The following is a 23,967-nucleotide window of genomic DNA, read 5'->3' on the forward strand; positions in this document are numbered from 1 at the left end:
TGATCAGCGTGGTCTTGCCGGCGCCGTTGGGGCCGAGCAGGCCGAAGAACTCGCCGCGCTCGATGTCGAAACTGACCCCGTCGAGGGCGCGCAGGGTGCCGCGCGCGCCGGTGTAGGTCTTGGCGACACCTTGGAAGGAAACAGCTGGCATGAATTTCATTGTAGGGAGCGCCCCCAAGGCCCTGCCTGTGTGGGGATGCTAGATTGGCAGCCCCCATGCCGACCAAGAAGCCCCGCCGCACCGCCGAGCGCATCCTCGAGGTCACGCTCGACCTGTTCAACCGTTTCGGCGAGCCCAACGTGTCGACCACGCTGATCTCGGCCGAGCTGGGCATCAGCCCCGGCAACCTCTACTACCACTACCCGGCCAAGGACGAGCTGATCAACGCCTTGTTCGGCCGCTACGAGACCGCGCTGAACGAGCTGCTCAACGCCGCCGACGGCGTGCGCAATGTCGAAGACGCGTGGTTGTTCTTCCACATGCTGTTCGAGCTGATCTGGGGTTCGCGCTTTCTCTACCGCGACCTGAACGACCTGCTCAGCAAGAACCGCCGGCTCGAAACGCACTTCCAGTTCGTGCTGAAGAACAAGACCCGCGCGGTCGAAGCGGTGCTCGCCGGCCTGACGCGCGGCAGTGCCATGCGGTTGGCGCGCGCCGACGCCGCGGTGGTCGCCACCTCGATGGTGGTCGTGCTGACCTACTGGCTCAGCTACGAGTACGTGCGCGAGCCGCGCAAGGCGCTCGAGCCCGAGAGCGCCGCCGCCACGCTGGCCCGCGGTGCCTGGCACGTGCTGGGCCTGCTCGGCCCCTACCTCGAACCGGCCGCGCGCGAGCACCTGAACGAACTGGCCGGCCCCTACCGCGCCGTCTGAGACACGACAAGCCACCCCTTCAAGGAGACAAACCATGGCCAAGTGGACCGCCTTCCCGTACGACGCCGACGACTACACCTACGACGCGGCCGCGCTGAAGAAGCAATGGGCCCGGCTGCACACCGGTGACGCCGAGCCCTGGCCGAAGGACGAGGCGGTGCAGGCCGCCTGGGCGCTGTTCCATGCCGGGCAGTTCCAGAAGGCGACCGAGGCCGGCCTGAAGGCGGGCGGTGCCGGCATCACGGTGGCCAACAAGGCCCAGGCCATCTACGCCAACTACCTGGAAAAGAGCGAGAAGAACAAGCTCGCGCTGTTCCTCGAAGTGGCCGAACGCGCCGAGGCCCAGGCCAAGGAAGACCCGAAGAACGCCAACGCCTGGTACTTCATGGCCTACGCGCTGGGCCGCTACAGCCAGGGCATCAGCGTGGCCAAGGCGCTGGCGCAAGGCCTGGGCAGCAAGGTCAAGGGTGCGCTGGAAACGACGATCAAGCTGCAACCCAAGCATGCCGACGCACACATCGCGCTGGGCGCCTTCCACGCCGAGGTGATCGACAAGGTCGGCAAGCTGCTGGGCAAGACGCAGGGCGCCGACGCCTCGACCGGCCTGAAGCTCTACAAGGAAGCGCTGAAGCTGAACCCGACCAGCGCGATCGCGATGGTCGAGTACGCCAACGGGCTGGTGATGCTCGAAGGCGACAAGAAGATGGCCGAGGCCGAGAAGCTGTACGCCGACGCGGCCGCCTGCGACCCGAAGGACGCGATGGAGCGGCTCGATGTCGAGATGGCGAAGGCCGAGCTCGAAGACGAGTGAGCCCGCGTGACCGGCACCTGACCCCTGCCCTCGCCGCCCTGGCGATCGCACTGCTGCTCGGGCTGCAGCCGGTCACGACCGATCTGTACCTGCCGGCGCTGCCGCTGCTGGCGGCCGAGCTGGCAGCGCCGATGGCCGCGGCCCAGCTGACGATGTCGCTGGTGCTGCTGGCGTTTGGCATCGGCCAGCTGGTGATGGGGCCGCTGTCGGACCGATTCGGCCGCAAGCCGGTGCTGTTGGGTGGCCTGGCGCTGCACGCCGCGGCCAGCCTGGGCGCGACGAGCGCGCCGCACATCGATGCGCTGATCTGCTTTCGCGCGCTGCAGGGCCTGGGCTTGGCGGCCTCGGTGGTTTGCGCGCGCGCGATGGTGCGCGACCTGTACGAGCCACGCCAAGGCGCCCATGTGATGACCTGGGCGTTGACCGGCCTCGGCGTGCTGGCCTTGGCTTCGCCGCTGCTGGGTGGCTGGCTGACGGCCGTGTCGGGCTGGCGCGCGCCCTTGGGTGCGGTGGCGGCGATCGCGCTGCTGACGCTGCTGTTCGTCGCCTGGCGCGTGCCCGAGACCTGCCCGCAACGCGACCCGCGCGCCCTGCACCCGGGCCCGCTCGCGCGCAGCTCGGCGCAGGTCCTGCGGCACCCGGCCTTTCGCGCCTGGGCCGCGCTGGTCAGCGCAACCTATGGCGGGCTGTTCCTGCTGCTGGCGGGCTCGTCGTTCGTCTACATCGGCGTGCTGGGGCTGTCGCCTTGGGGCTATGGGCTGGCGATGGCCTCGGCCTCGCTGTCGTACATGACGGCCACCTTCTTCTGCCGCCGCCTGCTGGCGCGCCGCGGCCTGGCCGGCGCCGTGCGGCTCGGAGCCGTGTTCACGCTGGCCGGTGGGCTGGGCATGGCGGGGCTGGCGCTGTCGGGCAGCCACAGCCTGGCCGGCGTGCTGCTGGCGCATTGGCTCTACAACTTCGGCCACGGCATCCACCAGCCCTGCGGCCAGGCCGGTGCGGTCGGGCCGTTCCCGCGCATGGCGGGGGTCGCGTCGGCGCTCGCCGGCTTCATGCTCGCGCTGGTGGCATTTGCCGTCGGCCTGTGGCTGGGCCAGGCGCTGGACGGCAGCCTGCGCCCGCTGGGCCTGGGCCTCGCCTTCTTCGCGCTGGCCACCACCACCATCGCCTGGACGCTGGTGCAGCGGGACGGCGAGCGCTTCGAACTGGCGACCACCTGATGACGGGCTCCATCGACTGGATCGGCCTGGCCGGCCCCACCGCGTCCGGCAAGACCGGGCTGGCGCTGAAGCTCGCCGCCGAGCTGCCGCTGGAGATCGTCAGCGTCGACTCGGCCCTGGTCTACCGCGGCATGGACATCGGCACCGCCAAGCCAACCGCGGCAGAACTGGCGGCCGTGCCGCACCACCTGATCGACATCCTCGACCCCGCGGCGTCCTACTCGGCGGCGCAGTTCGCGGCCGATGCGCAGCGGCTGATCGCCGACATCCGCGGGCGCGGCAAGCTGCCGCTGCTGGTCGGCGGCACGATGCTGTATTTCAAGGCGCTGATCGACGGCATCGACGAATTGCCGCCGGCCGATGCGGCGGTGCGCGCCGCGCTGGACGCCGAGGCCGCCGCGCAAGGCTGGCCCGCGCTGCACGCCGAGCTGGCCCGCGTGGACCCTGTCACCGCGGCCCGCCTGGCGCCCAACGATGCGCAGCGCATCCAGCGCGCGCTCGAAGTGTTCCGCGTCACCGGCCAGCCGCTGTCGGCCTTTCACACCCGCGGCAGCGACGCCGTGAGCGCGCCGCCGCGCCACCGCCTGCTCGCACTCGAGCCAAGCGACCGCGCCTGGCTGCACGCCCGCATCGGCCAGCGCTTCGAGCAGATGCTGGCCCACGGCTTTCTCGACGAGGTTCGGGCCTTGCGCGCGCGCGGCGACCTGCACACCAACCTGCCCAGCATGCGCTGTGTCGGCTACCGCCAGGCCTGGGAGGCCATGGACGCGGGCCTTGCTGGCGACGCGCTGCGCGCCCAGCTGCTGGAGCGCGGTTCGGCCGCCACCCGCCAGCTGGCCAAGCGCCAGCTCACCTGGCTGCGCGGCATGTCGCGTGACATCCTGCTCTGCGAAGACGAGGCCGGTGCGTTCGATCACGCGCGCCGGGTGGTAGCCGGCGGGCACGCTTGACCCGCGTCAAGAAAGCGCCGATCCCCGGCACCTACAGTGCCGGCCATGCCTTTGACCCTGTACGACCGCGATGGTCACCGCTGCCTGATGTTCACCGACATCGGCCACCCGCCGGGTGCCGACGGCCACGCCGATGAAGCCGTCCAGTCCAACCAGTTCCTGATCGTCGACGGCGACACCGGCGCCATCATCGACCCCGGCGGCAACCTGGCCTACGGCGAGCTGTACCTGGCGATGACGCGGCACTTCCCGCCGCACCGGCTGTCGGCATTGATCGCCTCGCACGCCGACCCCGACATCATCGCCTCGCTCGACCGGTGGATGACCTCCACCCAGGCCAAGGTCTATGTGTCGGCGGTGTGGGAACGCTTCATTCCGCACTTCTGCAAGCCCGGCAAGACGATCGGCCGCATCGTGCCGATCCCAGACCCCGGCATGCGCATCCGCGTGGGCCGCAGCGACCTGGTCGCGCTGCCTGCGCACTTCCTGCATGCCGAAGGCAACTTCCAGTTCTACGACCCGGTCAGCCGCATCCTCTTCTCTGGCGATCTGGGCGTGTCGCTGATCGGCGGCCAGGCCGCGGCGCAGCCGGTGAACCGGCTCTCGACACTGCTGCCGGCGATGGAGAAGTTCCACCGCCGCTACATGGTGTCGAACAAGGTGCTGCGGCTGTGGGCCGACATGGTCAGCGACCTGCCGATCGACATGATCGTGCCGCAGCACGGCGCGCCGCTGATGGACAAGGCTGTGCCCGAATTCATCGCCTGGGTGCGCGACCTGGCCTGCGGGGTGGACCTGATGGGCAGCGGCAACTACCGCGTGCCGGCCTGACGGATCTTCAGGATGTGACGGAGCGCGTCTCGCCGCTGCGGCGCGGCTGGATCGGCGTGGCGCGCACGCAGTTGCGGCCGGCTTCCTTGGCAGCCTGCAGCGCCGATTCGGCGTCTTGCACCAGCCCGTCGAGCGAGGCCTGGCCCATGTGCACGTGGGCGACGCCGACGCTGACGGTGGCCACGACATGCGCGTTTTCCCAGCGGAACGGCGCCGAAGCGACCTGCTGGCGGATGCGCTCGGCGGCATCGAGTGCGCCCAGCGGGTCGGTGTGGGGCAGGAAGACGGCGAGCTCGGCGCCGCCGAAGCGGGCCAGCAGATCGGACTGGCGCAGCGTGGCGTTCACGCGGCGCGTGACCTCGAGCAGGATCGCGTCGCCGCAGCGCTGGCCCATGCTGTCGTTGATGCGGCGCAGGTGGTCGGCATCGATCAGCAGCAGCGCGCCGTCGTCGCCATAACGGCGGCAACGCGCCCATTCGCGCTCGGTCAGGCGCAGGAACTGGCGGCGGTTGCTGACACCGGTCAACTCGTCGTCGACCATCAGCAGCTCGCGCTGCACCGACGATTGGGCCAGCGCGCGGGCCAGGTGCAGCGCCGCGCCGCCGGCCACCAGGGCGGGCAGCAACGCAATCGCCCCGGCCCCCAGCGCCACCGGCCACGAGCTGCCGTCCATCCAGACCAGCATCGTCGCCACGCCCAGCGCCACGATGATCGCCACCCCGATCTGGAAGGCCCAGGCCGACCCCAGGCTGGCGCGGCTGGCCAACTGGGTCAGGTTCTGCATCCATGTCGGATGGGCGTCGCGGGTCTCGCGCGCCTCGCTAGAAGCCACCATCGGGTTCCTGTGATTCAGTGGAAGAATTCGAACACAAATCGGCCTTTTTGGGGCCGAGTTGAGCCTTGTTTACAAGGCCCGGCGTGACGGAATCGGAGCCGGCGCGCCATCGCGCGACACCCGCGGCGCGCCCCGTTCGGCCGGACCGCCATCGTGCCGTTTCGCCGCCCGGCCCGACACCCCCATTCGTTCAGACAGCGCGCCAAGAGCTGCCCCACCGGCGGCGCTTGACGAGGGGCCACCGGCTTCGTAAAGTGATATCACTTTGATTTCATCGGAGACCGTCATGAGTTCTGTGGTCCGGGCTGAGCGACCCTATTCGTCGGCCAACGGTTACCTGATGGTGATCGTCGGCGTGCTGCTGATCGCAGCGGGTGTCGCGTCGCTGGTGCGCGGGGTGGCGGGCCTGCCGGGGTTGTTGGTGACGCTGGCGCTGCTGGTCGCCGGTGTGCTGGTGCTCGCCGGGCTGTACATGCTGCAGCCCAACACCGCCGCGATCCTGCTGCTGTTCGGCCAGTACAAGGGCACCGACCGCAGCGAGGGCCTGCGCTGGGCCAACCCGCTGTATGTGGGCCGCAAGATCTCGCTGCGGGCGCGCAACCTGAACATGCCGATGCAGAAGGTCAACGACAAGCGCGGCAACCCGGTCGAGATCGCCGCCGCGGTGGTCTGGCGGGTGCGCGACACGGCCCAGGCGGTGTTCGAGGTCGACGACTACGAACTGTTCGTCAAGGTGCAGTCCGAGGCCGCCCTGCGGCACGTGGCCTCGCAATACGCCTACGACCACGGCGAAGACGCCGAGGCGGCCGAGATCACGCTGCGCGGCAGCATCGACGAGGTGGCCGCCGCCCTGAAGGCCGAGCTGCAACTGCGCTTCACCGACGCCGGCGTCGAAGTGCTCGACGCCAAGCTGACCCACCTGGCCTACGCGCCCGAGATCGCCCAGGTGATGCTGCGCCGGCAGCAAGCCGAGGCCATCATCAGCGCACGCAAGAAGATCGTCGAAGGCGCGGTCAGCATGGTCGAGGCGGCGCTGAAGGGCTTGTCGGAGCGCGAGATCGTCGACCTGGACGACGAGCGCAAGGCGGCGATGGTCAGCAACCTGCTGGTCGTGCTGTGCTCGGACAAGGACGCCCAGCCGATCCTGAACGCCGGCACGCTCTACAACTGACCCGAGCCTCCGTCGCCGCATGGCCAGCCCCGGCAAGAAAAGCTACCCGCTGCGCATCGACCCGGCGCTGTGGGCCGAAATCGAGCGGCTCGCGGCGCAAGAGCTGCGCAGCGCCAACGCGCAGGTCGAGTTCTTGCTGCGCGAGGCGCTGGCGCGGCGCGGGCGGTTGCCGGCCATTGAATCTCCCACGCCAGAAAAAGATGAGCCGACCTGAGGCCGGCTCGGACAGCTGGCGCGAGCATCACCGGCATCGTTAGGCCAGCGCCCACTCCACCAGGCGCGCAACGCGCCGCCGCCCTCAAGTGGCGTGCGCGGATCCGGCTTGGCCGGTCCGCTGCGCGAGCCCCCTCGGGGGGCAGCCCGCCGGAGCGGGCGTGGGGGCCTCAATCAATGCGCACCGCCGGCGTCAGCCGCCCCACCGCCGATCTTCGGCGGCCGCTTGGTGAACCAGATCAAGCCGATCAGCGCCAGGAACAGCATCGACGAGCCGAAGAAGATGTCGTCGGCAGCGCGTGTGTAGGCCTGCTGGTCGATCAAGCGGTTGACCTGCGCCAAGGCCTGCTGGGCGCTCATGCCCGCCGCCTGCAACGACGCCAGCACGTTGGCGAAAGCGCCTTGCCCGTTCGTCAACGGCTCGGTCAGGTGCGCGTGGTGCAGCGCGGCGCGGTCGTCCCACAAGGTGGTGGCGATCGAGGTGCCCATCGCGCCGGCGGTGATGCGCACGAAGTTGCTCAGGCCCGCGGCCGCCGGCATGCGATCGGGCGTCAGCCCGGCCAGCGTCAGCGTCGTCAGCGGGATGAAGAAGAACGCCATCGCCGCGCCTTGGATCAGCGTGGGCACCAGCACGTGCATCAGGTCGGTCTGCACGGTGAACTGCGAGCGCATCCACAACACCAGCGCAAAGACGATGAACGCCCCGGTGGCCATGCGGCGCGGGTCCCACACGCTGACCTTGCGCCCCACCAGCGGCGAGAACAGGATTGCGAACACGCCCACCGGTGCCAGCGCCATGCCGGCATTGGTGGCCGTGTAGCCCATCCACTGCTGCAGCCACAGCGGCATCAGCACCACGTTGCCGAAGAACAGGCCGTAGGCCACCGACAGTGCCAATGCGCCGAAGGCGAAGTTGCGGCGCTTGAACAGGCGCAGGTCGACCACCGGGTGCGCATCGGTCAGCTCCCAGACCACGAACACCGCGAAGGCCACCACCGCGACGATGGCCAGCAGCACGATCTGCGGCGACGCGAACCAGTCCAGCTCCTTGCCCTTGTCGAGCATCAGCTGCAGCGACGCGACCCACACCACCAGCAGGCCCAGGCCCACGATGTCGATCGGCAGCTTGCGACGCTGCGTCTCTCGGTGCCGGTAGATGCCCCAGGTGACGGCCGCGGCGGCCAGGCCGATCGGCACGTTGATGTAGAAGATCCACGGCCACGAGACGTTGTCGGTGATCCAGCCGCCCAGCAGCGGCCCGACCACCGGCGCGACCAGCGTCGTGACACCCCACAGCGCGAGCGCGGTGCCGGCCTTGGCGCGCGGGTAGCTGGCCAACAGCAAGGTCTGCGACAGCGGGATCATCGGCCCGGCCACCAGGCCCTGGAAGACGCGGAACGCGACCAGCATCTCGAGCGACGACGCGAAGCCGCACAGCCACGACGCCAGCACGAACAGCAGCACGCTCAACGTGAACAGCCGCACCGCGCCGAAGCGCTGTGTCAACCAGCCGGTCAACGGCACCGAGATCGCGTTGGCGACACCGAAGCTGGTGATGACCCAGGTGCCCTGGCCCGGGCTGACGCCCAGGTCACCGGCGATCGCCGGCAACGACACGTTGGCGATCGACGAATCGAGCACGTTCATGAAGGTCGCCAGCGACAGCGACACCGTGCCCAGCACCAGTGCGGTGCCGGTCAGCGGCGGCGGGGGGCTGGGCGGCACCGCGGTCGCCGGTTTGGCCGCCGCTTCGCTGCCCGACGCCGCCGTGTTGGAAGCGGCGGCTGTGCTCATGATGGGAGGTGCGCTGTACGGGCCGCCGACAAACCACCGCGCACGATGCTGCGGATGCGCTCGTCGATCTCGCGGTCAACCGCCTCGTAGACGGCGGTGGCAGCCACGGCCTGCGCACGCGGCGCATCGGCCAGCGTCTTGCCACCACGGTCACCGGTGTCGACATTGACTTCCATCGACAGGCCCACGCGCAGCGGGTGTTCGACCAGCTCTTGCGGGTCGAGCTGGATGCGCACCGGCACACGCTGCACGATCTTGATCCAGTTGCCGGTGGCGTTTTGCGCCGGCAGCAGCGAGAAGGCCGCGCCGGTGCCGGCGCCCAGGCCCGCCACCTTGCCGTGGTAGGTGACCTTGGTGCCGTAGACATCGGCCGTCAGCTCGGCCGGCTGGCCGATGCGCAGGTCTGCCAACTGGCCTTCCTTGAAGTTCGCATCGACCCACAGCTTGTCGAGCGCGACCACCGTCATCAGCGGCGCACCGGCCTGCACGCGCTGGCCCAGTTGCACCGCCCGCTTGGCGACATGGCCCTCGATCGGCGCCGGCAACTCGTCGCGCTTGAGGGCCAGCGCGGCCTCGCGCACACGGGCCGCGGCGCGCTGCACGTTCGGGTGCTGTTCGACGCTCGTGCCGTCGGTCATCACCTGGCCGGTGGTCAGCTGTTCTTTCGCGGCCAGCGCGGCCGATTGCGCGGCGGCCAGGGCGCTCTTGGCCGCGGCCAGCTGTGCGGTCGCGTGCTGGAACTCTTCCTTGCCGACGGCGCCGCTGGCCACCAGCGGGGCGCGGCGGTTCACGTCGTCCTGGGCGCGGGCCAGGTCGGCCTGCACACGGGCAAGGTCGGCCTCGCGCAGGGCCACCTGCGCCTTCAGCGTGGCGTTGCCGGCATACAGCGCGCGCACTTCGCGCACGGTCTGCGCCAGCTGCGCTTCGGCCTGGTCGAGGGCGACCTTGGCATCGGCGGTGTCGAGCTTGACCAGCGGCTGGCCGGCCTTCACCGCGTCGTTGTCGTCGGCCAGGATCGCGACCACGGTGCCGCTGACCTGCGGCGTGATCTGGACCACGTTGCCGGCCACGTAGGCGTTGTCGGTGGTCTGGTGGTGGCGGCCATGCACCCAGTGCCAGCCGCCCCAACCGGCGGCGGCCACTGCAACGGCGGCGGCGATGAGGGTCAGGCCGCGGCGGCGACCGGCGGGGTTGGCGGCGGGGGCGGAAGCTGCGTCACTCATGGTGTTCTTTCTCGATTCGGAATGTCTTTTTCAAGGCCCTGGCGCGGATCCGGCTCGACCGGTCCGCTGCAAGAGCCCCCTCAGGGGGGCGGCGCCCGGCAGGGAGCGTGGGGGCTATGTGGGGTCGGCCCACCCGCCGCCCAGCGCCTTCAGCAGCGCTACGCCGGTGTCGATCTCGCGGGCCTGCAGGTCGACCGCCTGGCGGCGCTGCGCCAGCCATTGGCTCTCGGTGTTCAGCACGATCAGGTAGCTGCCCAGGCCGGCGCGGTAACGCTGCAGCGCCAGGTCGTGGGCCTTTTGCGCGCCGGCCAGTGCGTCGGCCTGCTCCTTGCGCTGGCGCGCCAGCGATTGCAGCGAGCTGATCGCGTCGCTCGCTTCGCGCACCGCGTCGAGCACGGTGGCGTTGTATTGCGCCACCGCGGCGTTCAAATCGGCTTCGCGGCCGCTCAGCTGCGCGCGCAACCGGCCACCGTCGAACAGCGGCAGGTGCAGCGCCGGCGTGACACCGAACTGGCGGCTGCCGAACTCCAGCACCTGGTCCAGGCCGATCGCGTTGAAGCCGATGAAGGCCGTGAGGTTGACGTTCGGGTAGAACTGGGTGCGGGCGACCTTCACGTCCTGCCCGGCGGCTTCGACGCGCCAGCGCGCGGCCACCACGTCGGGCCGGCGGCCCAGCAGGTCGGCGCCCAGCGTGGGCGGCAAGGCCTGCGCGGTCAGGCGGTCGATCGTCGGCGTCAGGCCATCCAGCGCATTAGGTGCCTGGCCGCTCAGGGCGGCCAGCTGATGGCGGGCCAGCGTGATCTGCTCGTCGAGCGATTCGATCTGGGCCCGCGTGTCGGGCAGCGCGGCGTCGGCCTGCACCAGCTCGACCTGGGTGTCCAGGCCGGCGCCGACGCGCTGCTGGGTCAGCGAGCGCAACTCGTCGCGCTGGGCCAGCGTGCGCTGCGCGACTTCGCGCTGCGCCAGCAGCCGGGCCAGGCCGACATAGGCCCGCGCCACCTGGGTGGCCAGCGCATTGGCGGCCACCGCCGCATCGGCCTGCGCCGCACGGGCCTGGCCCAGCGACGAAGCCAGCGCCGCGGCCTGCTGGCCGTACCAGTCGGGGCCCCAGCTCAGGCCGGCTTGCACGGTGCCGGTGTTCTGCATCGAGCCGGCGATCGGCGGCGGCACCAGGCCGTTCTCGGTGTAGCGCTGGCGCGAGGCCTCGACGCTCAGGTTGGCCTGCGGGCCGTCCGCCGCCTCGGTGATGCGGGCCGCGGCGCGGGCACGGGCCACGCGGGCTTGCGCCACGGCCAGGCTCGGTTGGTCACGCAGCGCCTGGTCGACCAGGCCGCTGAGTTGCGGGTCGCCGAGCGTCGTCCACCAGCGTGCCGGGGCAGCGGTGCTGGCACTGTCGTTCAGGCCGAGCGCGGCCGGTGCGGTCTCGGCCAGGCGCGGGGTCGGCTCGCCGGGCGTGGCGCAGCCGGCCAGCAGCACGACCACCGAGGCCAGCGCGACCAGGGCCGTCAGGCCGGTGCGGCCGATCGGGCTGGCATGGGGCCACGCCAGGCGCGGCATCGACAGATGGGGCAGAGTGATTCTTTTCATCGCGGCTCCTTCATTCCGCTGGGGGTTGGCGCATCGCGTCGCCGTTGGCCACCATGCGGGTCAGCAGCGCGATCAGCTGCTTCCATTCGGCTTCGCTGAAGCCCTGCAGATGGTTGTTCAGCACCTCGGCCATCACCGGCGGCACCTGGCGGGCCACCTGGCGGCCTTCGTCGGTCATCACCAGGTTGACGACGCGGCGGTCTTCGGTCGATCGCTCACGGCGCACCAAGCCCTTGGCTTCGAGCCGGTCGAGCGAGCGCGTCATCGCGCCCGGGTCCAGCTCCAGCTCGCGCGCCAGGCCGGCCACCGTGTGGCATTCCTTGGCGGCCAGCTTGAACAGCGGCAGCCACTGGGCGTGCGTGAGGTCCAGCGAGGCCAGGCGATCATCGGCCTGTGCCAGCACCGACGACAGCACACGCTTCATCAGGTAGCCCACGCTCTGGTCCGGCCGGTACTGGCCCGGCACGTAGAAGCCGGTAGAAGGTGTGTCGTCTTGATTCATGCCGTCACTTTAATTGCCTGTGCAATGATTGTGGCGGCAGTCATTGAATAGCCTTGTATTAGTGAGGGTTTTCCATGGCGCCGCGTCCATGCCGGCCACGTCGCCGGCCCCGTCACGTCCATTGCCTACACTGCGCGCCATGTCGACCGCACCCATCGAACGCCCCAAGGCCTCGTCACCCCGCTCGTTGTCGGGGCTGGGGCCTTTCCTGCGCCCCTACCGCGGCCGCATCGTGCTGGCCCTGACCTTCATGGTGCTGGCCGCCGTGGCCACGCTGGTGTTGCCGGTGGCGCTGAAGACCTTGATCGACGAGGGCCTGGTGGCCGCCGAGCCCGGCCAGCGCCTGATGGCGCTGCGCGAGCACTTCGGCGCGCTGTTCGCCGTGGGCGCGGCCCTCGGCCTGTTTTCGGCGGCGCGCTTCTACATGGTCACCTGGCTCGGCGAGCGCGTCACGGCCGACCTGCGCAACGCGGTCTACGCCCACGTGGTGCGGCAAAGCCCCGAGTTCTTCGAGACCACCGCCACCGGCGAGGTGCTGAGCCGGCTGACCACCGACACGACGCTGGTGCAGACGGTCGTCGGCTCCAGCCTGAGCATGGGCCTGCGCAACACGGTGATGGGCATCGGCGCGATGATCATGCTGGTCGCCACCAACCCGCTGGTGATGGGCCAGGTGCTGGGCATCCTGGTGCTGGTGGTGCTGCCGGCGCTGTTCTTCGGCCGCCGCGTGCGCAAGCTCAGCCGTGCCAGCCAGGACCGGGTGGCCGACTCGAGCGCGATCGCTGCCGAGGTGCTGAACGCCGTGCCGGTGGTGCAGAGCTACACCCAGGAACGGCGCGAAGCCGACCGCTTCACCCAGTCCACCGAAGCCGCGTTCGACACGGCCAAGAAGCGCACGCTGGTGCGCTCGATCCTGGTCGCGTTCATCATCACCGCCACCTTCGGTGCGCTGCTGTGGGGCCTGTACCAAGGCACCCAGGCCGTCATCCGCGGCGACATCAGCGCCGGCCATCTGGGCCAGACGGTGCTGTACGTGATCGTGCTGGTCAGCTCGGTGGCGGTGCTGTCCGAGGTCTACGGCGACCTGCTGCGAGCCGCCGGCGCCAGCGAACGGCTGATGGAGCTGCTGGCCGCCCATTCGCCGGTGGCCGAGCCGCCCCGGCCGCGCGCGCTGCCCCCTACCGAGCGCGGTTCGCGCGTGCAGTTGCAGGGCCTGCGCTTCCACTACCCCTCGCGGCCCAACCAGGCCGCGCTGATCGACCTCGATCTGGACGTGCGGCCGGGCGAAACGGTGGCGCTGGTCGGCCCCAGCGGCGCCGGCAAGACCACCGTCTTCCAGTTGCTGCTGCGCTTCTACGACGCCGAGGCGGGCCGGGTGATGGTCGATGGTGTCGACGTGCGCGAGGCCGCGCTCGGCGACCTGCGCCACCGCATCGGCATCGTGCCGCAGGACAGCGTGATCTTCTCGGCCAGCGCGATGGAAAACATCCGCTACGGCCGGCCCGAGGCCAGCGACGACGAGGTGATCGCCGCCGCGAAAGCCGCCTTCGCACACGAGTTCATCAGCGCCCTGCCCGGCGGCTACCAGAGCTTTCTCGGCGAGCGCGGCGTGCGCTTGTCCGGCGGCCAGCGCCAGCGCATCAGCATCGCCCGCGCGATCCTGAAGAACCCGCCGCTGCTGCTGTTGGACGAGGCCACCAGCGCGCTCGACGCCGAGAGCGAACGCATGGTGCAGGCCGCGCTCGAAGCAGCGATGGCGCACCGCACCACGCTGGTCATCGCACACCGGCTGGCCACGGTGCAGAAGGCCGACCGCATCGTCGTGATGGAGGCCGGCCGCATCGTCGACCAGGGCACCCACGCCGAGCTGATCGAGCGCGACGGCCTGTACGCCCGCCTGGCCGCGATGCAGTTCGGCCTCGAAGAAGACAACGAGACAACGGGTTGACGGCATCGACCGTTGCATCTTGAATCGACGGGCCGCCGTGCACGGCATAGGCTTTGCCCCTCGTTGGTCTTGATTGGAGAAAAGCCATGAACAAATTCACCCCTCACCTGTCCTGGATCGTCGCCACCGCCTTGCTGGCCAGTGGCTGCAGCAACATGGGTGAGCGCGAGAAAGGCACCGCCGCCGGTGCGGGCATCGGCGCCGCGGCCGGCGCGCTGATCAGCGCGGGCACCGGCGGCAAGGCCGGCACCGGCGCGGTCGTCGGCGGCGCGCTGGGCGCGGTCGCCGGCAACCTGTGGTCCAAGCGCATGGAAGACAAGCGCAAGGCGATGGAGAAAGCGACCCAAGGCACCGGCGTGACGGTGGCCCGCACGGCCGACAACCAGCTGAAGGTCAACGTGCCGAGCGACATCTCGTTCGACTCTGGCAGCGCCGACATCAAGCCCGAGCTGCGACCGGTGCTCGACCAGTTCGCGCAGGGCCTGGATCAGACGATGAACGTGCGCGTGGTCGGCCACACCGACTCGACCGGCAGCGATGCGGTCAACGACCCGTTGTCGGTCGACCGCGCGCGCAGCGTGCGCGAGTACCTGCAGGCGCGCGGCGTGGCCGGCCAGCGGATCGAGATCTCGGGCGAAGGCGCACGCCAACCGATTGCCGACAACAGCACCAACGAAGGTCGCGCACGCAACCGCCGGGTCGAGATCTTCCTGCGCGAGCCGCAAAAAGCGTCTTGACCCGCGGCGCGAACGGGGCCGCACCCGGCTCGTAAAATCGAGCCATGACACCGCGCCCCGTTCGTTCCCAGTATGAAGACTTCATGCGCCACGTCTTCGAGACGGGCGTGGCCAAGGGCGACCGCACCGGCACCGGCACGCGCAGCGTGTTCGGCCACCAGATGCGCTTCGACCTGAGCGAAGGCTTCCCGCTGGTCACGACCAAGAAGGTGCACTTGAAGTCGATCATCCTCGAGCTGCTGTGGTTCTTGCGCGGCGACTCGAACGTCAAGTGGCTGCAGGAACGCGGCTGCACGATCTGGGACGAATGGGCCGAAGACGACGGTGACCTGGGCCCGGTCTACGGCGTGCAGTGGCGCAACTGGCCGACACCCGATGGCGGCCACATCGACCAGATCACCGAGGTCGTGAAGACCCTCCAGACCAACCCCGATTCGCGCCGCATCATCGTCAGCGCGTGGAACGTGGCCGACCTGCCGAAGATGGCGCTGATGCCGTGTCACGCCTTCTTCCAGTTCTATGTCGCCCCGGGTGACTCGCCCTCGGCGCGAGGCAAGCTGAGCTGCCAGCTCTACCAGCGCAGTGCCGACATCTTTCTCGGCGTGCCGTTCAACATCGCCAGCTATGCGCTGCTGACGCACATGCTGGCGCAGCAGTGTGATCTCGACGTCGGCGATTTCATCTGGACCGGCGGCGACTGCCACATCTACGACAACCACACCGAGCAGGTGCAGACGCAACTGGCGCGTGCGCCGTTCCCGTATCCGGTGCTGAAGATCCGCCGCCGCCCGGCGTCGATCTTCGACTACGAGTACGACGACTTCGAGGTGCTGGACTACCAACACCACGCGCCGATCAAGGCGCCGGTCGCCGTCTGATGATGATTGCCCTGATCGCGGGCGTGGCCCGCAACGGCGTGATCGGGCGCGACAACGCGCTGCTGTGGCACCTGCCCGAGGACATGAAGCACTTTCGCGCCGCCACGATGGGCGCGCCGGTGATCATGGGCCGCAAGACCTGGGACTCTCTGCCCGCGCGCTTTCGCCCGCTGCCCGGCCGGCATAACATCGTCTTGACACGGCAACGCGGCTTCGACGCGGCCGGGGCCACCGTGGTGGGCGACCTCGCCGCTGCGCTGGCCGCGGCTCAGCGCGACAAGCCCGCGCGCGTGTTCGTGATCGGCGGCGAGCAGATCTACCGCGAGGCGCTGCCGCTGGCCGACGAGCTGATGCTGACCGAGATCGAGCGCGACTTCGATGGCGACGCGCACTTCCCCGATTTCGGCCGCGATGCGTTCGGCGAGGTCGAGCGTGAGCGCCACCTGGCCGCACCGCCCAACGACTTCCACTTTTCCTTCGTCACCTACCGGCGCCTGGCGCCCAGGAGCTGAACCCCACATGTCCGGACACGGCTTTCACGTCCACGGCCCGCACGACCACGAGCTGGAGCATGCGGCCCAGCACGACCCCGAGGGCATGGCCGGCCAGCTGGCGGTGATCACCGCGATCCTGGCCACCGTCGGCGCGCTGTTCTCGTACCAGGGCGGTGCCACGCAAGCCAACGCCGGGCTGCTGAAGAACGAAGCCGCGATCAAGAAGACCGAAGCGGCCAACCAGTGGAGCTACTTCCAATCCAAGAGCACCAAGCAGTCGCTGGCCGAGTTCGCCCGCGACCTGGCGCCCGAGGACAAGCGCGCCGCCTACCAGGCCAAGATCGACCGCTACGAAACCGAGAAGAACGAGATCAAGAAGAAGGCCGAAGCGCTCGACGCCGAATCGCACGAGCGCGACGAGGCCAGCGAAGCGCAGATGCACCAGCACCACCGCTGGGCCCAGGCCACCACCGCGCTGCAGATCTCGATCGCGATGGCCGCGATCGCGCTGCTGACCAAGCGCCGCTGGCTCGAATGGGCCACGCTCGGCCTGGGCGGGCTGGGCGTCGCGGTCGGCGTGGCCGCGTGGTTCCACGTCTGAAAACGTGACATCCTGCCGCCGATCGAACTTCACCAGTTTGCATCGGCGGCCCGATCGGTCCGGGCTGTAAGGGCCTATTGGGGCAAGCGACGAAGTCAGGCGGCTGCACAGCCCGGCTCCTGGAAACGCTCATGCCCATCAAGACACTCTCACTTTATCTTCTCTGCGCGCTGCTGATCGGCTCGTCCGCTGGCGCCGCCCCGACCCAGTCCGACCCGCCTGCGGCGCGGCCCGCGCTCAGCGGACACACCTCACGAGGTGAAGCGCTGGACCTTGCGCAATGGCGCGGCCAGGTCGTGCTGGTCTACCTGTGGTCCACCGACTGCCCGGTTTGCCTGGACCGGCTTCCCGAGTTGCGCCGCAACCTGGCAGGCTGGAGCGGTCAACCGTTTGTGATCGTCGCCGTCAATCAAGACGCTCGCCTGGCCGACTTCAAGGCCTACGAGCAAGCGCTCGATGCGGTGTTGCCGCCGCAGCCGCAGATGAAGCTGGTCTGGCGGCGCGACCCCGCCCACCGCGACAACCTCGGCGACACCCCTGTCCGCCAACCCACCACGTTGCTACTGAACCGTGATGGCGCCCTGGTCAAGGAAGTGCGCGGCAGTTGGCCGGCGGGGACCTGGGATGACATCGCCGAGCTGGTGCTGAACTGAGCGAGCGCGTCGGTCGGTCGGTCGGCCGGTCTTGTAGCATCGGCGACCTACCACCGTGAGGTCGTCTTGAAACTTGCCACCTGGAACGTCAACTCGCTGGCCGTGCGCCTGCCCCAACTGCTGGACTGGCTGACGGCCAACCCGGTCGACGCACTGGTGTTGCAGGAGACCAAGCTCACCGACGACAAGTTTCCGAAAGCCGAGATCGAGGCCGCCGGTTACCACGTGGTCTTCCACGGCCAGAAGACCTACAACGGCGTCGCGCTGCTGACGCGCGGCACGCTGGCCGACAAGGTGGTCAAGAACATCCCGAACCATGGTGACGACCAGGCCCGTGTGATCGCCGGCACCTTGGCCGGCGTGCGCGTGGTCGGCGGCTACTTTCCCAACGGCCAGGCGCCCGGCAGCGAGAAGTTCGCCTACAAGATGGCCTGGCTGGATGCGCTGCGCGAGTGGCTGCGCGCCGAGCTGATCGAGCACCCGCAGCTGGTGCTGATGGGCGACTTCAACATCGCCCCCGAAGACGCCGACGTCTACGACCCGGTCGCCTGGGCCGGCCAGATCCACTGCACCGACGAAGAACGCGCCCACTTCAAAGGCCTTCTTGGCCTGGGGCTGCACGATGCGTTCCGCCTCTTCGAGCAACCGCCCAAGAGCTGGAGCTGGTGGGACTACCGCGAGCTGCGCTTCCGCAAGAACCAGGGTCTGCGCATCGACCACATCCTGGTCAGCGAGGCGCTCAAGCCCCGCGTGGCCGCCTGCACGATCGACAAGCTGCCGCGCAAGAACGAGCGGCCCAGCGATCACGCGCCGGTGGTGGTGGAGCTCTCGCTGGCCTGAAGCCTGGCCGTGGCCGACGCCGGTCGCGGCGTCCACATCGCCAGCACGTTGCCGGCGATCGCCAGCGCCACGCCGGCCAGCGTCTGGCCGGTCCAGCTGAAGCCTTCGAGCCACGACGACACCACCAGCGCCACCACCGGCGTCAGCACGCCGATGTAGCCGGCCCGCGCCGGGCCGATGCGGTGCACCAGCGTGTAGAACGCGCCGAAGGTGACCACCGAGCCGGCCAGCGTCAGGTAGGCCAGCGACGCGACGAACGGCCCGCTCCACGCGATCTGCCACGAGCGCCCGGTGGCCACGGCAGCCACCACTGAGCCGAGCGCGCCGTAGGCCATCGCCCAGCCCAGCGGCGCCCAGCCGCTGATGCCCTCGCGCTGGTAGCGCGCCGACGCGATCGTCGACACCGACGACAGCAGCACCGCCGCCCCGGTCAACACCGCGCCCAGCACCACCTCGGCCGACGCGCCAAGGCGGCCGAACTCGTGGCCGAAGATCAGGGCCACGCCGGCCAGCCCGAGCGAGCCGCCGGCGGCCACGCGGCGCGACATCGGCGTGCCGAGAAAGACCCGCGCCGACAGCATGCCGATCAGCGGCGACGTGGCATAACCCACCGCCACGACACCGCTGACGACGAAGCGCTCGGCGTGGTAGATGCAGATGTAGCTGGCGCACAGGCCCGTCAAGCCTTGCAGCGCGAACATCGCATGCAGGCGCGGCGTGAAACGCAACTCGAGCCGGCGCCAGCGGCTGTAGCCCAGCAGCAAGGCCGCGGCGAGGCCGAAGCGCAGCGCCACGCCGACCTCGGGGGCCACCGCATCGATCTGGGCGGTGATGGCGAACCAGGTCGTGCCCCAGATGAGCACGCAGATGGCGTAGAGCGATGTCGTCGACATCGTTCGCAGTGTGTCATGGCCGGCGACGTCGCCGGCTCATCACCGCCATTCAACCCGTGCGCGGCACGGGCTTGGCGTCAATCGTCGAGGCCGAGTTCCTGGATCTTGCGGGTGATGGTGTTGCGGCCGATGCCCAGCTTCTGCGCCGCCTCGATGCGGCGGCCGCGGGTGATGCCCAGCGCAGTGCGGATCATGCGGGCCTCGAACTCACGCGTCAGGCTGTCCCACACATCGTGCTGGCCGGCTTCGAGGCGGCGGCGGGCCTCGACCTCCAGGTCGCCGAGCCAACGCGCTTCGGTCGGTGTGCCGGCGTTCACCACCGGCTGGCTGGCCGGGTCCACCGGCTCGGCGGCGCGCGCCGCCTCGGGCACCTGCGCAGCCGGCGCGGGTGGCACCACGCGCTCTGCGGCAGCCTCGCCGCCCGGTCCGCGGGCAATCAACTCGGCCGGCAAATCCTTGGCTTCGATCAGCTGCGCCGGCGCCATCACCGTGAGCCAATGGCACAGGTTCTCCAGCTGGCGCACGTTGCCGGGAAACTCGAAGCTCTTCAGCATCGTGAGGGCATCGTCGCTGATGCGCTTGGGCTCGACGCCCAGCTCCTTCGCGCTCTTCTGCAGGAAGAACCGGGCCAGCGCGGGCACGTCGTCGGACCGCTCGCGCAGCGGCGGCAAACGCAGCCGGATCACGTTCAGGCGGTGGAACAGGTCTTCGCGGAACACGCCCTGGCGCACCCGCTCTTCGAGGTTCTGGTGCGTCGCGGCGATCACGCGCACATTGGCCTTCAGCGGCTGGTGGCCGCCGACGCGGTAGAACTGGCCGTCGCTCAGCACGCGCAGCAGCCGCGTCTGCAGGTCGAACGGCATGTCGCCGATTTCGTCGAGAAACAGCGTGCCGCCGTCGGCCTGCTCGAAGCGGCCGCGGCGCATGGTCTGCGCGCCGGTGAAGGCACCGCGCTCGTGGCCGAAGAGTTCGCTCTCGAGCAGGTCTTTTGGGATCGCGGCCGTGTTGATCGCGATGAACGGGCCTTTGGTGCCGGCGTCGCCGCGCGGGCTGTGGCGGTGCAGCGCGTGGGCGACCAGCTCTTTGCCGGTGCCCGATTCGCCGGTGATCAGCACGGTGACGTTGCTCTGCGACAGGCGGCCGATGGCGCGGAACACGTCCTGCATCGCCGGCGCCTGGCCCAGGATCTCGGGCACCTCCTGGTGCCGCTCGTCATTGATCTCTTCGCGCAGGCTCTCGTCGACCGCGCGGCGGATCAGCTCGACCGCCTTGGTCAGGTCGAAGGGCTTGGGCAGGTATTCGAAGGCACCGCCCTGGAAAGCCGAGACGGCACTGTCCAGGTCCGAGTAGGCCGTCATGATGATCACCGGCAGGCCGGGCAGACGCTCTTTCACCTTGGCCAGCAGGTCCAGCCCCGAGCCGCCGGGCATGCGGATGTCGCTGACCAGCACCTGCGGCTCGTCGTCGGCCAGCGCGGTCAGCACATCGCGCGGGTTGGCAAAGCTGCGGACCGGCAACTGCTCACGGGCCAACGCCTTTTCCAGCACGAAGCGGATGGATTGGTCGTCGTCAACAATCCAGATGGGTTTCATCGAGTTCTTAGCAGTGGTCAGCAATGGGCCGCCCCAAGCTGACTCGTCCCCTGCTGGGGGCGGGCGCCGCTCACGGCGACCTGGGGGTCGATATCAAGGTAACGGAATCACGATCTTGAAGACCGTGCGCCCCGGCTCGCTGTCGCATTCGATCGTGCCCTGGTGTTGCTGCACAAACGTTTGCGCCAGGGTGAGCCCAAGCCCCGAGCCGCCGTCCCGCCCCGTCACCAGCGGATAGAAGATGCGCTCTCTCAGGTGCTCGGGGACGCCCGGCCCGTTGTCCTGGATATGCAATTCCAATGCCAGTCGATAGCGCTGCTTGCCAATCGTCACCTGCCGCGCGATGCGGGTGCGCAAGGTGATCGCGGCGTCGCCCTGCTCGATCCGCTCGGCCAGGGCCTGCGCTGCGTTCTGCACGATGTTGAGCACGGCCTGGATCAGCTGCTCGCGGTCGCCGCGGAACTCGGGGATCGACGCGTCGTAGTCACGCACGACCCTCAGGCCACGCGGATGCTCGACCAGCACCAGCGAGCGCACCCGTTCGCAGACCTCGTGGATGTTCACGTCGCCCACCACATGGGGCTTGCGGTGCGGCGCCAGCAGCCGGTCGACCAGCGTCTGCAGCCGGTCGGCCTCGTGGATGATGACCTGGGTGTACTCGATCAGCTCGGGCGTCGGCAGGTCCAGCGCCAGCAGCTGCGCCGCGCCGCGAATGCCGCCGAGCGGGTTCTTGATCTCGTGGGCGAGGTTGCGCACCAGCTCTTTGGTGACCTCGGCCTGGCCCATCACGCGCTCTTCGCGGTCTTGCCGCGTCTGCTGCTCGATCTCGATCATCTCGACCAGGATGCGGCCGCCGATGCGCTCGGTCTGGCTGACGATGATGTGCACCGGCAGCGGCTCGGCATGGCCGACACCGGCGCGGCGCAGCGCACCCTCGAAGCGCCGGGTGCTGAACTCGTTGCGCGCCACCGCGTCGATCGCTTCGAGCAGCGCGGCAGGCTCGCGCAGCCATTCGTGCAGCGGGCGCTGGGTCAGCGTGCGGCGCGAGACGCCGATCACCGACTCCAGCTGCGCATTGGCAAACAGGCAGTCGCCCGCGGGCTCGACCACCGCCACCATCGTGGCCAGCAGGTCGAAGGCGTCCAGGCCCTTGGGTTGTTTGGCATCGGCCCGCCGCGCGGCCGCGGCTGCGCCGAGGAGCTTCACGCCGGCAACTTGGCCAGTTCGCGCTTGATGGCGGCGATGTCCGCCTCTTGGCGCGTGATGGCGGCTTTCATCTCCGCCACGCGGTCGATGTAGCGCTGCGCGTTGCGCGACTCGTCGCCGCGGCGCTCCGGCTCGCCGTTGTTGTAGTCGCGCTTCAGGGCTTCGAGCTGCTCTTCGGCGCGCCTCAGCTCGGCTTCGAGGATGCGGCGGGCGTCGCTGTCGCGCGAGCGCTGTTCGGCCGATTCGACACGGTCGTTCTTCGGCCCCGACGCGTTGCCGGCCACCGGCCGCGGCTTCGGGCCGGCGATGGTGGTGGGCTGCTGCGCCTCGCGGGCCTTGCAGCCTTTGGCCTCGGCCTCTTTCGCGCTCAGCGTGTTGGTGAACACGTTGCCGGGGCAGATGTAATAAACGGAGGGCGACTGCGCCAAGGCGCCAGCGGCGGCCCACGCCAAGGCGGGCAGCACGAACAGACGGCGAAAGATGGCCTGGGTCATCATCGGGTGATTGTGACGCTAAACCCTTGAAACGCCCCAGACCCGCTCGCCGCCGACCGTTGCAGGAAAGACAAAGGGCGGCCGAAGCCGCCCTTTTGCCGAATCGGCGTGACGCCGGTCAGCGCGCGCCGATCACAGCGCGTAGTACATGTCGAATTCGACCGGGTGCGTGGCCATGCGGAAGCGCTGCACCTCTTGCATCTTCAGGTCGATGTAGGCGTCCAGGTAGGCGTCGGTGAAGACACCGCCCTTGGTCAGGAACGCGCGGTCCTTGTCCAGGTATTCCAGTGCCTGGTCCAGGCTGTGGCAGACGGTCGGGATCTTCGCGTCTTCTTCCGGCGGCAGGTGGTACAGGTCCTTGGTGGCGGCTTCGCCCGGGTGGATCTTGTTTTCCACGCCGTCCAGGCCGGCCATCAGCAGCGCCGAGAAGGCCAGGTACGGGTTGGCCGAAGGATCGGGGAAGCGCGCTTCGATGCGGCGGCCCTTCGGGTTGGCGACGTACGGAATGCGGATCGAGGCCGACCGGTTCTTGGCCGAGTAGGCCAGCTTCACCGGGGCTTCGAAGCCAGGCACCAGGCGCTTGTACGAGTTGGTGCCGGGGTTGGTGATCGCGTTCAGCGCACGGGCGTGCTTGATGATGCCGCCGATGTAGTACAGCGCGAAGTCGCTCAGGCCGGCGTAGCCGTCACCGGCGAACAGGTTCTTGCCGTCCTTCCAGACCGACTGGTGCACGTGCATGCCCGAGCCGTTGTCGCCGACCAGGGGCTTGGGCATGAAGGTCGCCGTCTTGCCGTAGGCGTGGGCGACGTTGACGATGATGTACTTCTGCAGTTGCAGCCAGTCGGCGCGCTGGACCAGGGTCGAGAACTTGGTGCCGATTTCCATCTGGCCGGCATTGGCCACTTCGTGGTGGTGCACCTCGACCGGGATGCCCATCTGCTCGAGCAGCAGGCACATCTCGGAGCGCATGTCCTGGCCCGAATCGACCGGCGGCACCGGGAAGTAGCCACCCTTCACGGTGGGGCGGTAGCCGGTGTTGCCGTGCTCGTACTCCTTGCTGGAGTTCCAGGCGCCTTCTTCGGATTCGATCTTGAAGAAGCTGCCGGCCATGTCGTTGCCCCAGCGCACGCTGTCGAACACGAAGAATTCGGGTTCCGGGCCGAAGAAGGCGGCATCGCCCAGGCCGGCGCTCTTCATGTAGGCCTCGGCGCGCTTGGCCAGCGAACGCGGGTCGCGCTCGTAGGGCTTGCCGTCGCCCGGCTCGATCACGTCGCAGGTCAGCAGCAGCGTGGGTTCTTCGAAGAACGGGTCGATGTTGGCGGTGTTCGGGTCCGGCATCAGCAGCATGTCGGAAGCCTCGATGCCCTTCCAGCCGGCGATCGAGGAACCGTCGAACGCGTGGCCCGAGGAAAACTTGTCTTCGTCAAAGTGCGACACGGGCACGCTGACGTGCTGTTCCTTGCCACGGGTATCGGTGAAGCGGAAGTCAACGAACTTGACTTCGTTGTCCTTCACCATTTGCATCACATCGGCGACGGTCTTGGCCATCAAAAAGGCTCCTGGCGGATGAATTGTGTCAACGGGGAATTGAGCGGTCGATGCCGCCCGCGGGCCACCCGCCAGA

25 protein-coding genes are annotated in these 23,967 nt (G+C 69.1%); 14 read left to right on the forward strand and 11 right to left on the reverse strand.

The genetic code is table 11. The features are described 5' to 3' along the window. Nucleotides 1-151: ATP-binding cassette domain-containing protein (locus tag ACE3SG_RS17215; RefSeq protein WP_374567342.1), on the reverse strand; the 151-nt coding region annotated here is incomplete at its 3' end. 65 nt (nt 152-216) lie between these two features. On the opposite strand from ACE3SG_RS17215, the gene ACE3SG_RS17220 reads away from it, so the two are divergent. From ACE3SG_RS17220 to ACE3SG_RS17240, 5 genes are read left to right on the forward strand one after another with little or no spacing between them, the layout of a single operon-like run. Beyond that, nucleotides 217-873 (forward strand): TetR/AcrR family transcriptional regulator, encoded by a 657-nt coding sequence (locus tag ACE3SG_RS17220; protein WP_374567039.1) that lies wholly within the window; start codon nt 217-219, stop codon nt 871-873. A gap of 34 nt (nt 874-907) precedes the next feature. Beyond that, nucleotides 908-1,684 (forward strand): hypothetical protein, encoded by a 777-nt coding sequence (locus ACE3SG_RS17225; protein ID WP_374567041.1) that lies wholly within the window; start codon nt 908-910, stop codon nt 1,682-1,684. After that, nucleotides 1,681-2,901 carry a multidrug effflux MFS transporter gene (locus ACE3SG_RS17230; protein ID WP_374567042.1) on the forward strand — a complete coding sequence of 407 codons (1,221 nt, stop codon included), beginning with the start codon at nt 1,681-1,683 and terminating at the stop codon, nt 2,899-2,901. Before ACE3SG_RS17225 ends, ACE3SG_RS17230 begins: the two co-directional genes overlap by 4 nt. Then, on the forward strand, nt 2,901-3,851 hold the full coding sequence (miaA, locus tag ACE3SG_RS17235) for a tRNA (adenosine(37)-N6)-dimethylallyltransferase MiaA (RefSeq protein ID WP_374567044.1): 951 nt from the start codon (nt 2,901-2,903) through the stop codon (nt 3,849-3,851). Before ACE3SG_RS17230 ends, miaA begins: the two co-directional genes overlap by 1 nt. A 45-nt stretch (nt 3,852-3,896) precedes the next feature. Next, nucleotides 3,897-4,682 (forward strand): MBL fold metallo-hydrolase, encoded by a 786-nt coding sequence (locus tag ACE3SG_RS17240; protein WP_374567046.1) that lies wholly within the window; start codon nt 3,897-3,899, stop codon nt 4,680-4,682. Between the two features lie 7 nt (nt 4,683-4,689). On the opposite strand, the gene ACE3SG_RS17245 is transcribed toward ACE3SG_RS17240, so the two are convergent. Continuing rightward, on the reverse strand, nt 4,690-5,517 hold the full coding sequence (locus tag ACE3SG_RS17245) for a GGDEF domain-containing protein (RefSeq protein WP_374567048.1): 828 nt from the start codon (nt 5,515-5,517) through the stop codon (nt 4,690-4,692). A 286-nt stretch (nt 5,518-5,803) separates the two neighbouring features. On the opposite strand from ACE3SG_RS17245, the gene ACE3SG_RS17250 reads away from it, so the two are divergent. Continuing rightward, nucleotides 5,804-6,688 carry an SPFH domain-containing protein gene (locus ACE3SG_RS17250; RefSeq protein WP_374567049.1) on the forward strand — a complete coding sequence of 295 codons (885 nt, stop codon included), beginning with the start codon at nt 5,804-5,806 and terminating at the stop codon, nt 6,686-6,688. 19 nt (nt 6,689-6,707) lie between these two features. Beyond that, nucleotides 6,708-6,902 (forward strand): hypothetical protein, encoded by a 195-nt coding sequence (locus ACE3SG_RS17255; protein ID WP_374567051.1) that lies wholly within the window; start codon nt 6,708-6,710, stop codon nt 6,900-6,902. 173 nt (nt 6,903-7,075) lie between these two features. Here the strand turns inward: ACE3SG_RS17255 and ACE3SG_RS17260 are convergent, their stop codons facing one another. From ACE3SG_RS17260 to ACE3SG_RS17275, 4 genes are all read right to left on the reverse strand, one after another. Then, nucleotides 7,076-8,695, reverse strand: a complete 1,620-nt coding sequence (locus ACE3SG_RS17260; RefSeq protein WP_374567053.1) for a DHA2 family efflux MFS transporter permease subunit — start codon at nt 8,693-8,695, stop codon at nt 7,076-7,078. Next, nucleotides 8,692-9,918, reverse strand: a complete 1,227-nt coding sequence (locus tag ACE3SG_RS17265; protein WP_374567056.1) for an efflux RND transporter periplasmic adaptor subunit — start codon at nt 9,916-9,918, stop codon at nt 8,692-8,694. The genes ACE3SG_RS17260 and ACE3SG_RS17265 overlap by 4 nt, the downstream gene beginning before the upstream one ends. A gap of 114 nt (nt 9,919-10,032) precedes the next feature. Further along, nucleotides 10,033-11,505 carry an efflux transporter outer membrane subunit gene (locus ACE3SG_RS17270; RefSeq protein WP_374567058.1) on the reverse strand — a complete coding sequence of 491 codons (1,473 nt, stop codon included), beginning with the start codon at nt 11,503-11,505 and terminating at the stop codon, nt 10,033-10,035. Nucleotides 11,506-11,515: 10 nt separating this feature from the next. Beyond that, nucleotides 11,516-12,007: a MarR family winged helix-turn-helix transcriptional regulator gene (locus ACE3SG_RS17275; RefSeq protein ID WP_374567060.1), complete on the reverse strand. Its 492-nt coding sequence runs from the start codon at nt 12,005-12,007 to the stop codon at nt 11,516-11,518. Between the two features lie 139 nt (nt 12,008-12,146). On the opposite strand from ACE3SG_RS17275, the gene ACE3SG_RS17280 reads away from it, so the two are divergent. The 7 genes from ACE3SG_RS17280 (at nt 12,147) to xth (ending at nt 18,158) form a co-directional block, all read left to right on the forward strand. Further along, nucleotides 12,147-13,955, forward strand: a complete 1,809-nt coding sequence (locus ACE3SG_RS17280; RefSeq protein ID WP_374567061.1) for an ABC transporter transmembrane domain-containing protein — start codon at nt 12,147-12,149, stop codon at nt 13,953-13,955. Between the two features lie 86 nt (nt 13,956-14,041). Then, nucleotides 14,042-14,692 carry an OmpA family protein gene (locus ACE3SG_RS17285; protein ID WP_374567063.1) on the forward strand — a complete coding sequence of 217 codons (651 nt, stop codon included), beginning with the start codon at nt 14,042-14,044 and terminating at the stop codon, nt 14,690-14,692. Nucleotides 14,693-14,736: 44 nt separating this feature from the next. Continuing rightward, entirely contained in the window at nt 14,737-15,570 is an 834-nt protein-coding gene (locus tag ACE3SG_RS17290; protein WP_374567065.1) for a thymidylate synthase, read from the forward strand. After that, nucleotides 15,570-16,082: a dihydrofolate reductase gene (locus tag ACE3SG_RS17295; RefSeq protein ID WP_374567067.1), complete on the forward strand. Its 513-nt coding sequence runs from the start codon at nt 15,570-15,572 to the stop codon at nt 16,080-16,082. Before ACE3SG_RS17290 ends, ACE3SG_RS17295 begins: the two co-directional genes overlap by 1 nt. Nucleotides 16,083-16,089: 7 nt before the next feature. Next, nucleotides 16,090-16,665, forward strand: a complete 576-nt coding sequence (locus ACE3SG_RS17300; protein ID WP_374567069.1) for a DUF4337 domain-containing protein — start codon at nt 16,090-16,092, stop codon at nt 16,663-16,665. 131 nt (nt 16,666-16,796) lie between these two features. After that, complete coding sequence (locus ACE3SG_RS17305; RefSeq protein ID WP_374567071.1) at nt 16,797-17,318, forward strand: TlpA disulfide reductase family protein; 522 nt, start codon at nt 16,797-16,799, stop codon at nt 17,316-17,318. Nucleotides 17,319-17,384: 66 nt separating this feature from the next. Beyond that, a complete protein-coding gene (xth, locus tag ACE3SG_RS17310; protein ID WP_374567074.1) occupies nt 17,385-18,158 on the forward strand; it encodes an exodeoxyribonuclease III in 774 nt (257 codons plus the stop codon). Here the strand turns inward: xth and ACE3SG_RS17315 are convergent. From ACE3SG_RS17315 to glnA, 5 genes are all read right to left on the reverse strand, one after another. Next, nucleotides 18,122-19,051, reverse strand: coding sequence for a DMT family transporter (locus ACE3SG_RS17315; RefSeq protein ID WP_374567076.1), 930 nt, complete (start codon nt 19,049-19,051; stop codon nt 18,122-18,124). The two genes, xth and ACE3SG_RS17315, sit on opposite strands and share 37 nt — an antisense overlap. Nucleotides 19,052-19,128: 77 nt before the next feature. Next, nucleotides 19,129-20,643 (reverse strand): nitrogen regulation protein NR(I), encoded by a 1,515-nt coding sequence (ntrC, locus tag ACE3SG_RS17320; RefSeq protein ID WP_374567078.1) that lies wholly within the window; start codon nt 20,641-20,643, stop codon nt 19,129-19,131. Nucleotides 20,644-20,736: 93 nt separating this feature from the next. After that, complete coding sequence (glnL, locus tag ACE3SG_RS17325; RefSeq protein ID WP_374567344.1) at nt 20,737-21,762, reverse strand: nitrogen regulation protein NR(II); 1,026 nt, start codon at nt 21,760-21,762, stop codon at nt 20,737-20,739. Between the two features lie 83 nt (nt 21,763-21,845). Beyond that, complete coding sequence (locus tag ACE3SG_RS17330; RefSeq protein WP_374567080.1) at nt 21,846-22,346, reverse strand: hypothetical protein; 501 nt, start codon at nt 22,344-22,346, stop codon at nt 21,846-21,848. A 129-nt stretch (nt 22,347-22,475) separates the two neighbouring features. Beyond that, on the reverse strand, nt 22,476-23,891 hold the full coding sequence (gene glnA / locus ACE3SG_RS17335) for a type I glutamate--ammonia ligase (protein ID WP_374567082.1): 1,416 nt from the start codon (nt 23,889-23,891) through the stop codon (nt 22,476-22,478). Nucleotides 23,892-23,967: the final 76 nt, after the last annotated feature.

Source organism: Ideonella sp. (assembly GCF_041914305.1).
In the GTDB taxonomy this organism is placed as follows: Bacteria; Pseudomonadota; Gammaproteobacteria; order Burkholderiales; family Burkholderiaceae_C; genus Ideonella.

Bases quoted from the DNA above. Each gene is read 5' to 3' on its own strand.
- ACE3SG_RS17220 (WP_374567039.1), top strand. From the start codon at position 217: ATGCCGACCAAGAAGCCCCGCCGCACCGCCGAGCGCATCCTCGAGGTC.
- ACE3SG_RS17225 (WP_374567041.1), top strand. From the start codon at position 908: ATGGCCAAGTGGACCGCCTTCCCGTACGACGCCGACGACTACACCTAC.
- miaA (WP_374567044.1), top strand. From the start codon at position 2,901: ATGACGGGCTCCATCGACTGGATCGGCCTGGCCGGCCCCACCGCGTCC.
- ACE3SG_RS17240 (WP_374567046.1), top strand. From the start codon at position 3,897: ATGCCTTTGACCCTGTACGACCGCGATGGTCACCGCTGCCTGATGTTC.
- ACE3SG_RS17245 (WP_374567048.1), bottom strand. From the start codon at position 5,517: ATGGTGGCTTCTAGCGAGGCGCGCGAGACCCGCGACGCCCATCCGACA.
- ACE3SG_RS17250 (WP_374567049.1), top strand. From the start codon at position 5,804: ATGAGTTCTGTGGTCCGGGCTGAGCGACCCTATTCGTCGGCCAACGGT.
- ACE3SG_RS17255 (WP_374567051.1), top strand. From the start codon at position 6,708: ATGGCCAGCCCCGGCAAGAAAAGCTACCCGCTGCGCATCGACCCGGCG.
- ACE3SG_RS17260 (WP_374567053.1), bottom strand. From the start codon at position 8,695: ATGAGCACAGCCGCCGCTTCCAACACGGCGGCGTCGGGCAGCGAAGCG.
- ACE3SG_RS17265 (WP_374567056.1), bottom strand. From the start codon at position 9,918: ATGAGTGACGCAGCTTCCGCCCCCGCCGCCAACCCCGCCGGTCGCCGC.
- ACE3SG_RS17270 (WP_374567058.1), bottom strand. From the start codon at position 11,505: ATGAAAAGAATCACTCTGCCCCATCTGTCGATGCCGCGCCTGGCGTGG.
- ACE3SG_RS17275 (WP_374567060.1), bottom strand. From the start codon at position 12,007: ATGAATCAAGACGACACACCTTCTACCGGCTTCTACGTGCCGGGCCAG.
- ACE3SG_RS17280 (WP_374567061.1), top strand. From the start codon at position 12,147: ATGTCGACCGCACCCATCGAACGCCCCAAGGCCTCGTCACCCCGCTCG.
- ACE3SG_RS17285 (WP_374567063.1), top strand. From the start codon at position 14,042: ATGAACAAATTCACCCCTCACCTGTCCTGGATCGTCGCCACCGCCTTG.
- ACE3SG_RS17290 (WP_374567065.1), top strand. From the start codon at position 14,737: ATGACACCGCGCCCCGTTCGTTCCCAGTATGAAGACTTCATGCGCCAC.
- ACE3SG_RS17295 (WP_374567067.1), top strand. From the start codon at position 15,570: ATGATGATTGCCCTGATCGCGGGCGTGGCCCGCAACGGCGTGATCGGG.
- ACE3SG_RS17300 (WP_374567069.1), top strand. From the start codon at position 16,090: ATGTCCGGACACGGCTTTCACGTCCACGGCCCGCACGACCACGAGCTG.
- ACE3SG_RS17305 (WP_374567071.1), top strand. From the start codon at position 16,797: ATGCCCATCAAGACACTCTCACTTTATCTTCTCTGCGCGCTGCTGATC.
- ACE3SG_RS17315 (WP_374567076.1), bottom strand. From the start codon at position 19,051: ATGTCGACGACATCGCTCTACGCCATCTGCGTGCTCATCTGGGGCACG.
- ntrC (WP_374567078.1), bottom strand. From the start codon at position 20,643: ATGAAACCCATCTGGATTGTTGACGACGACCAATCCATCCGCTTCGTG.
- glnL (WP_374567344.1), bottom strand. From the start codon at position 21,762: ATGGTGGCGGTGGTCGAGCCCGCGGGCGACTGCCTGTTTGCCAATGCG.
- ACE3SG_RS17330 (WP_374567080.1), bottom strand. From the start codon at position 22,346: ATGATGACCCAGGCCATCTTTCGCCGTCTGTTCGTGCTGCCCGCCTTG.
- glnA (WP_374567082.1), bottom strand. From the start codon at position 23,891: ATGGCCAAGACCGTCGCCGATGTGATGCAAATGGTGAAGGACAACGAA.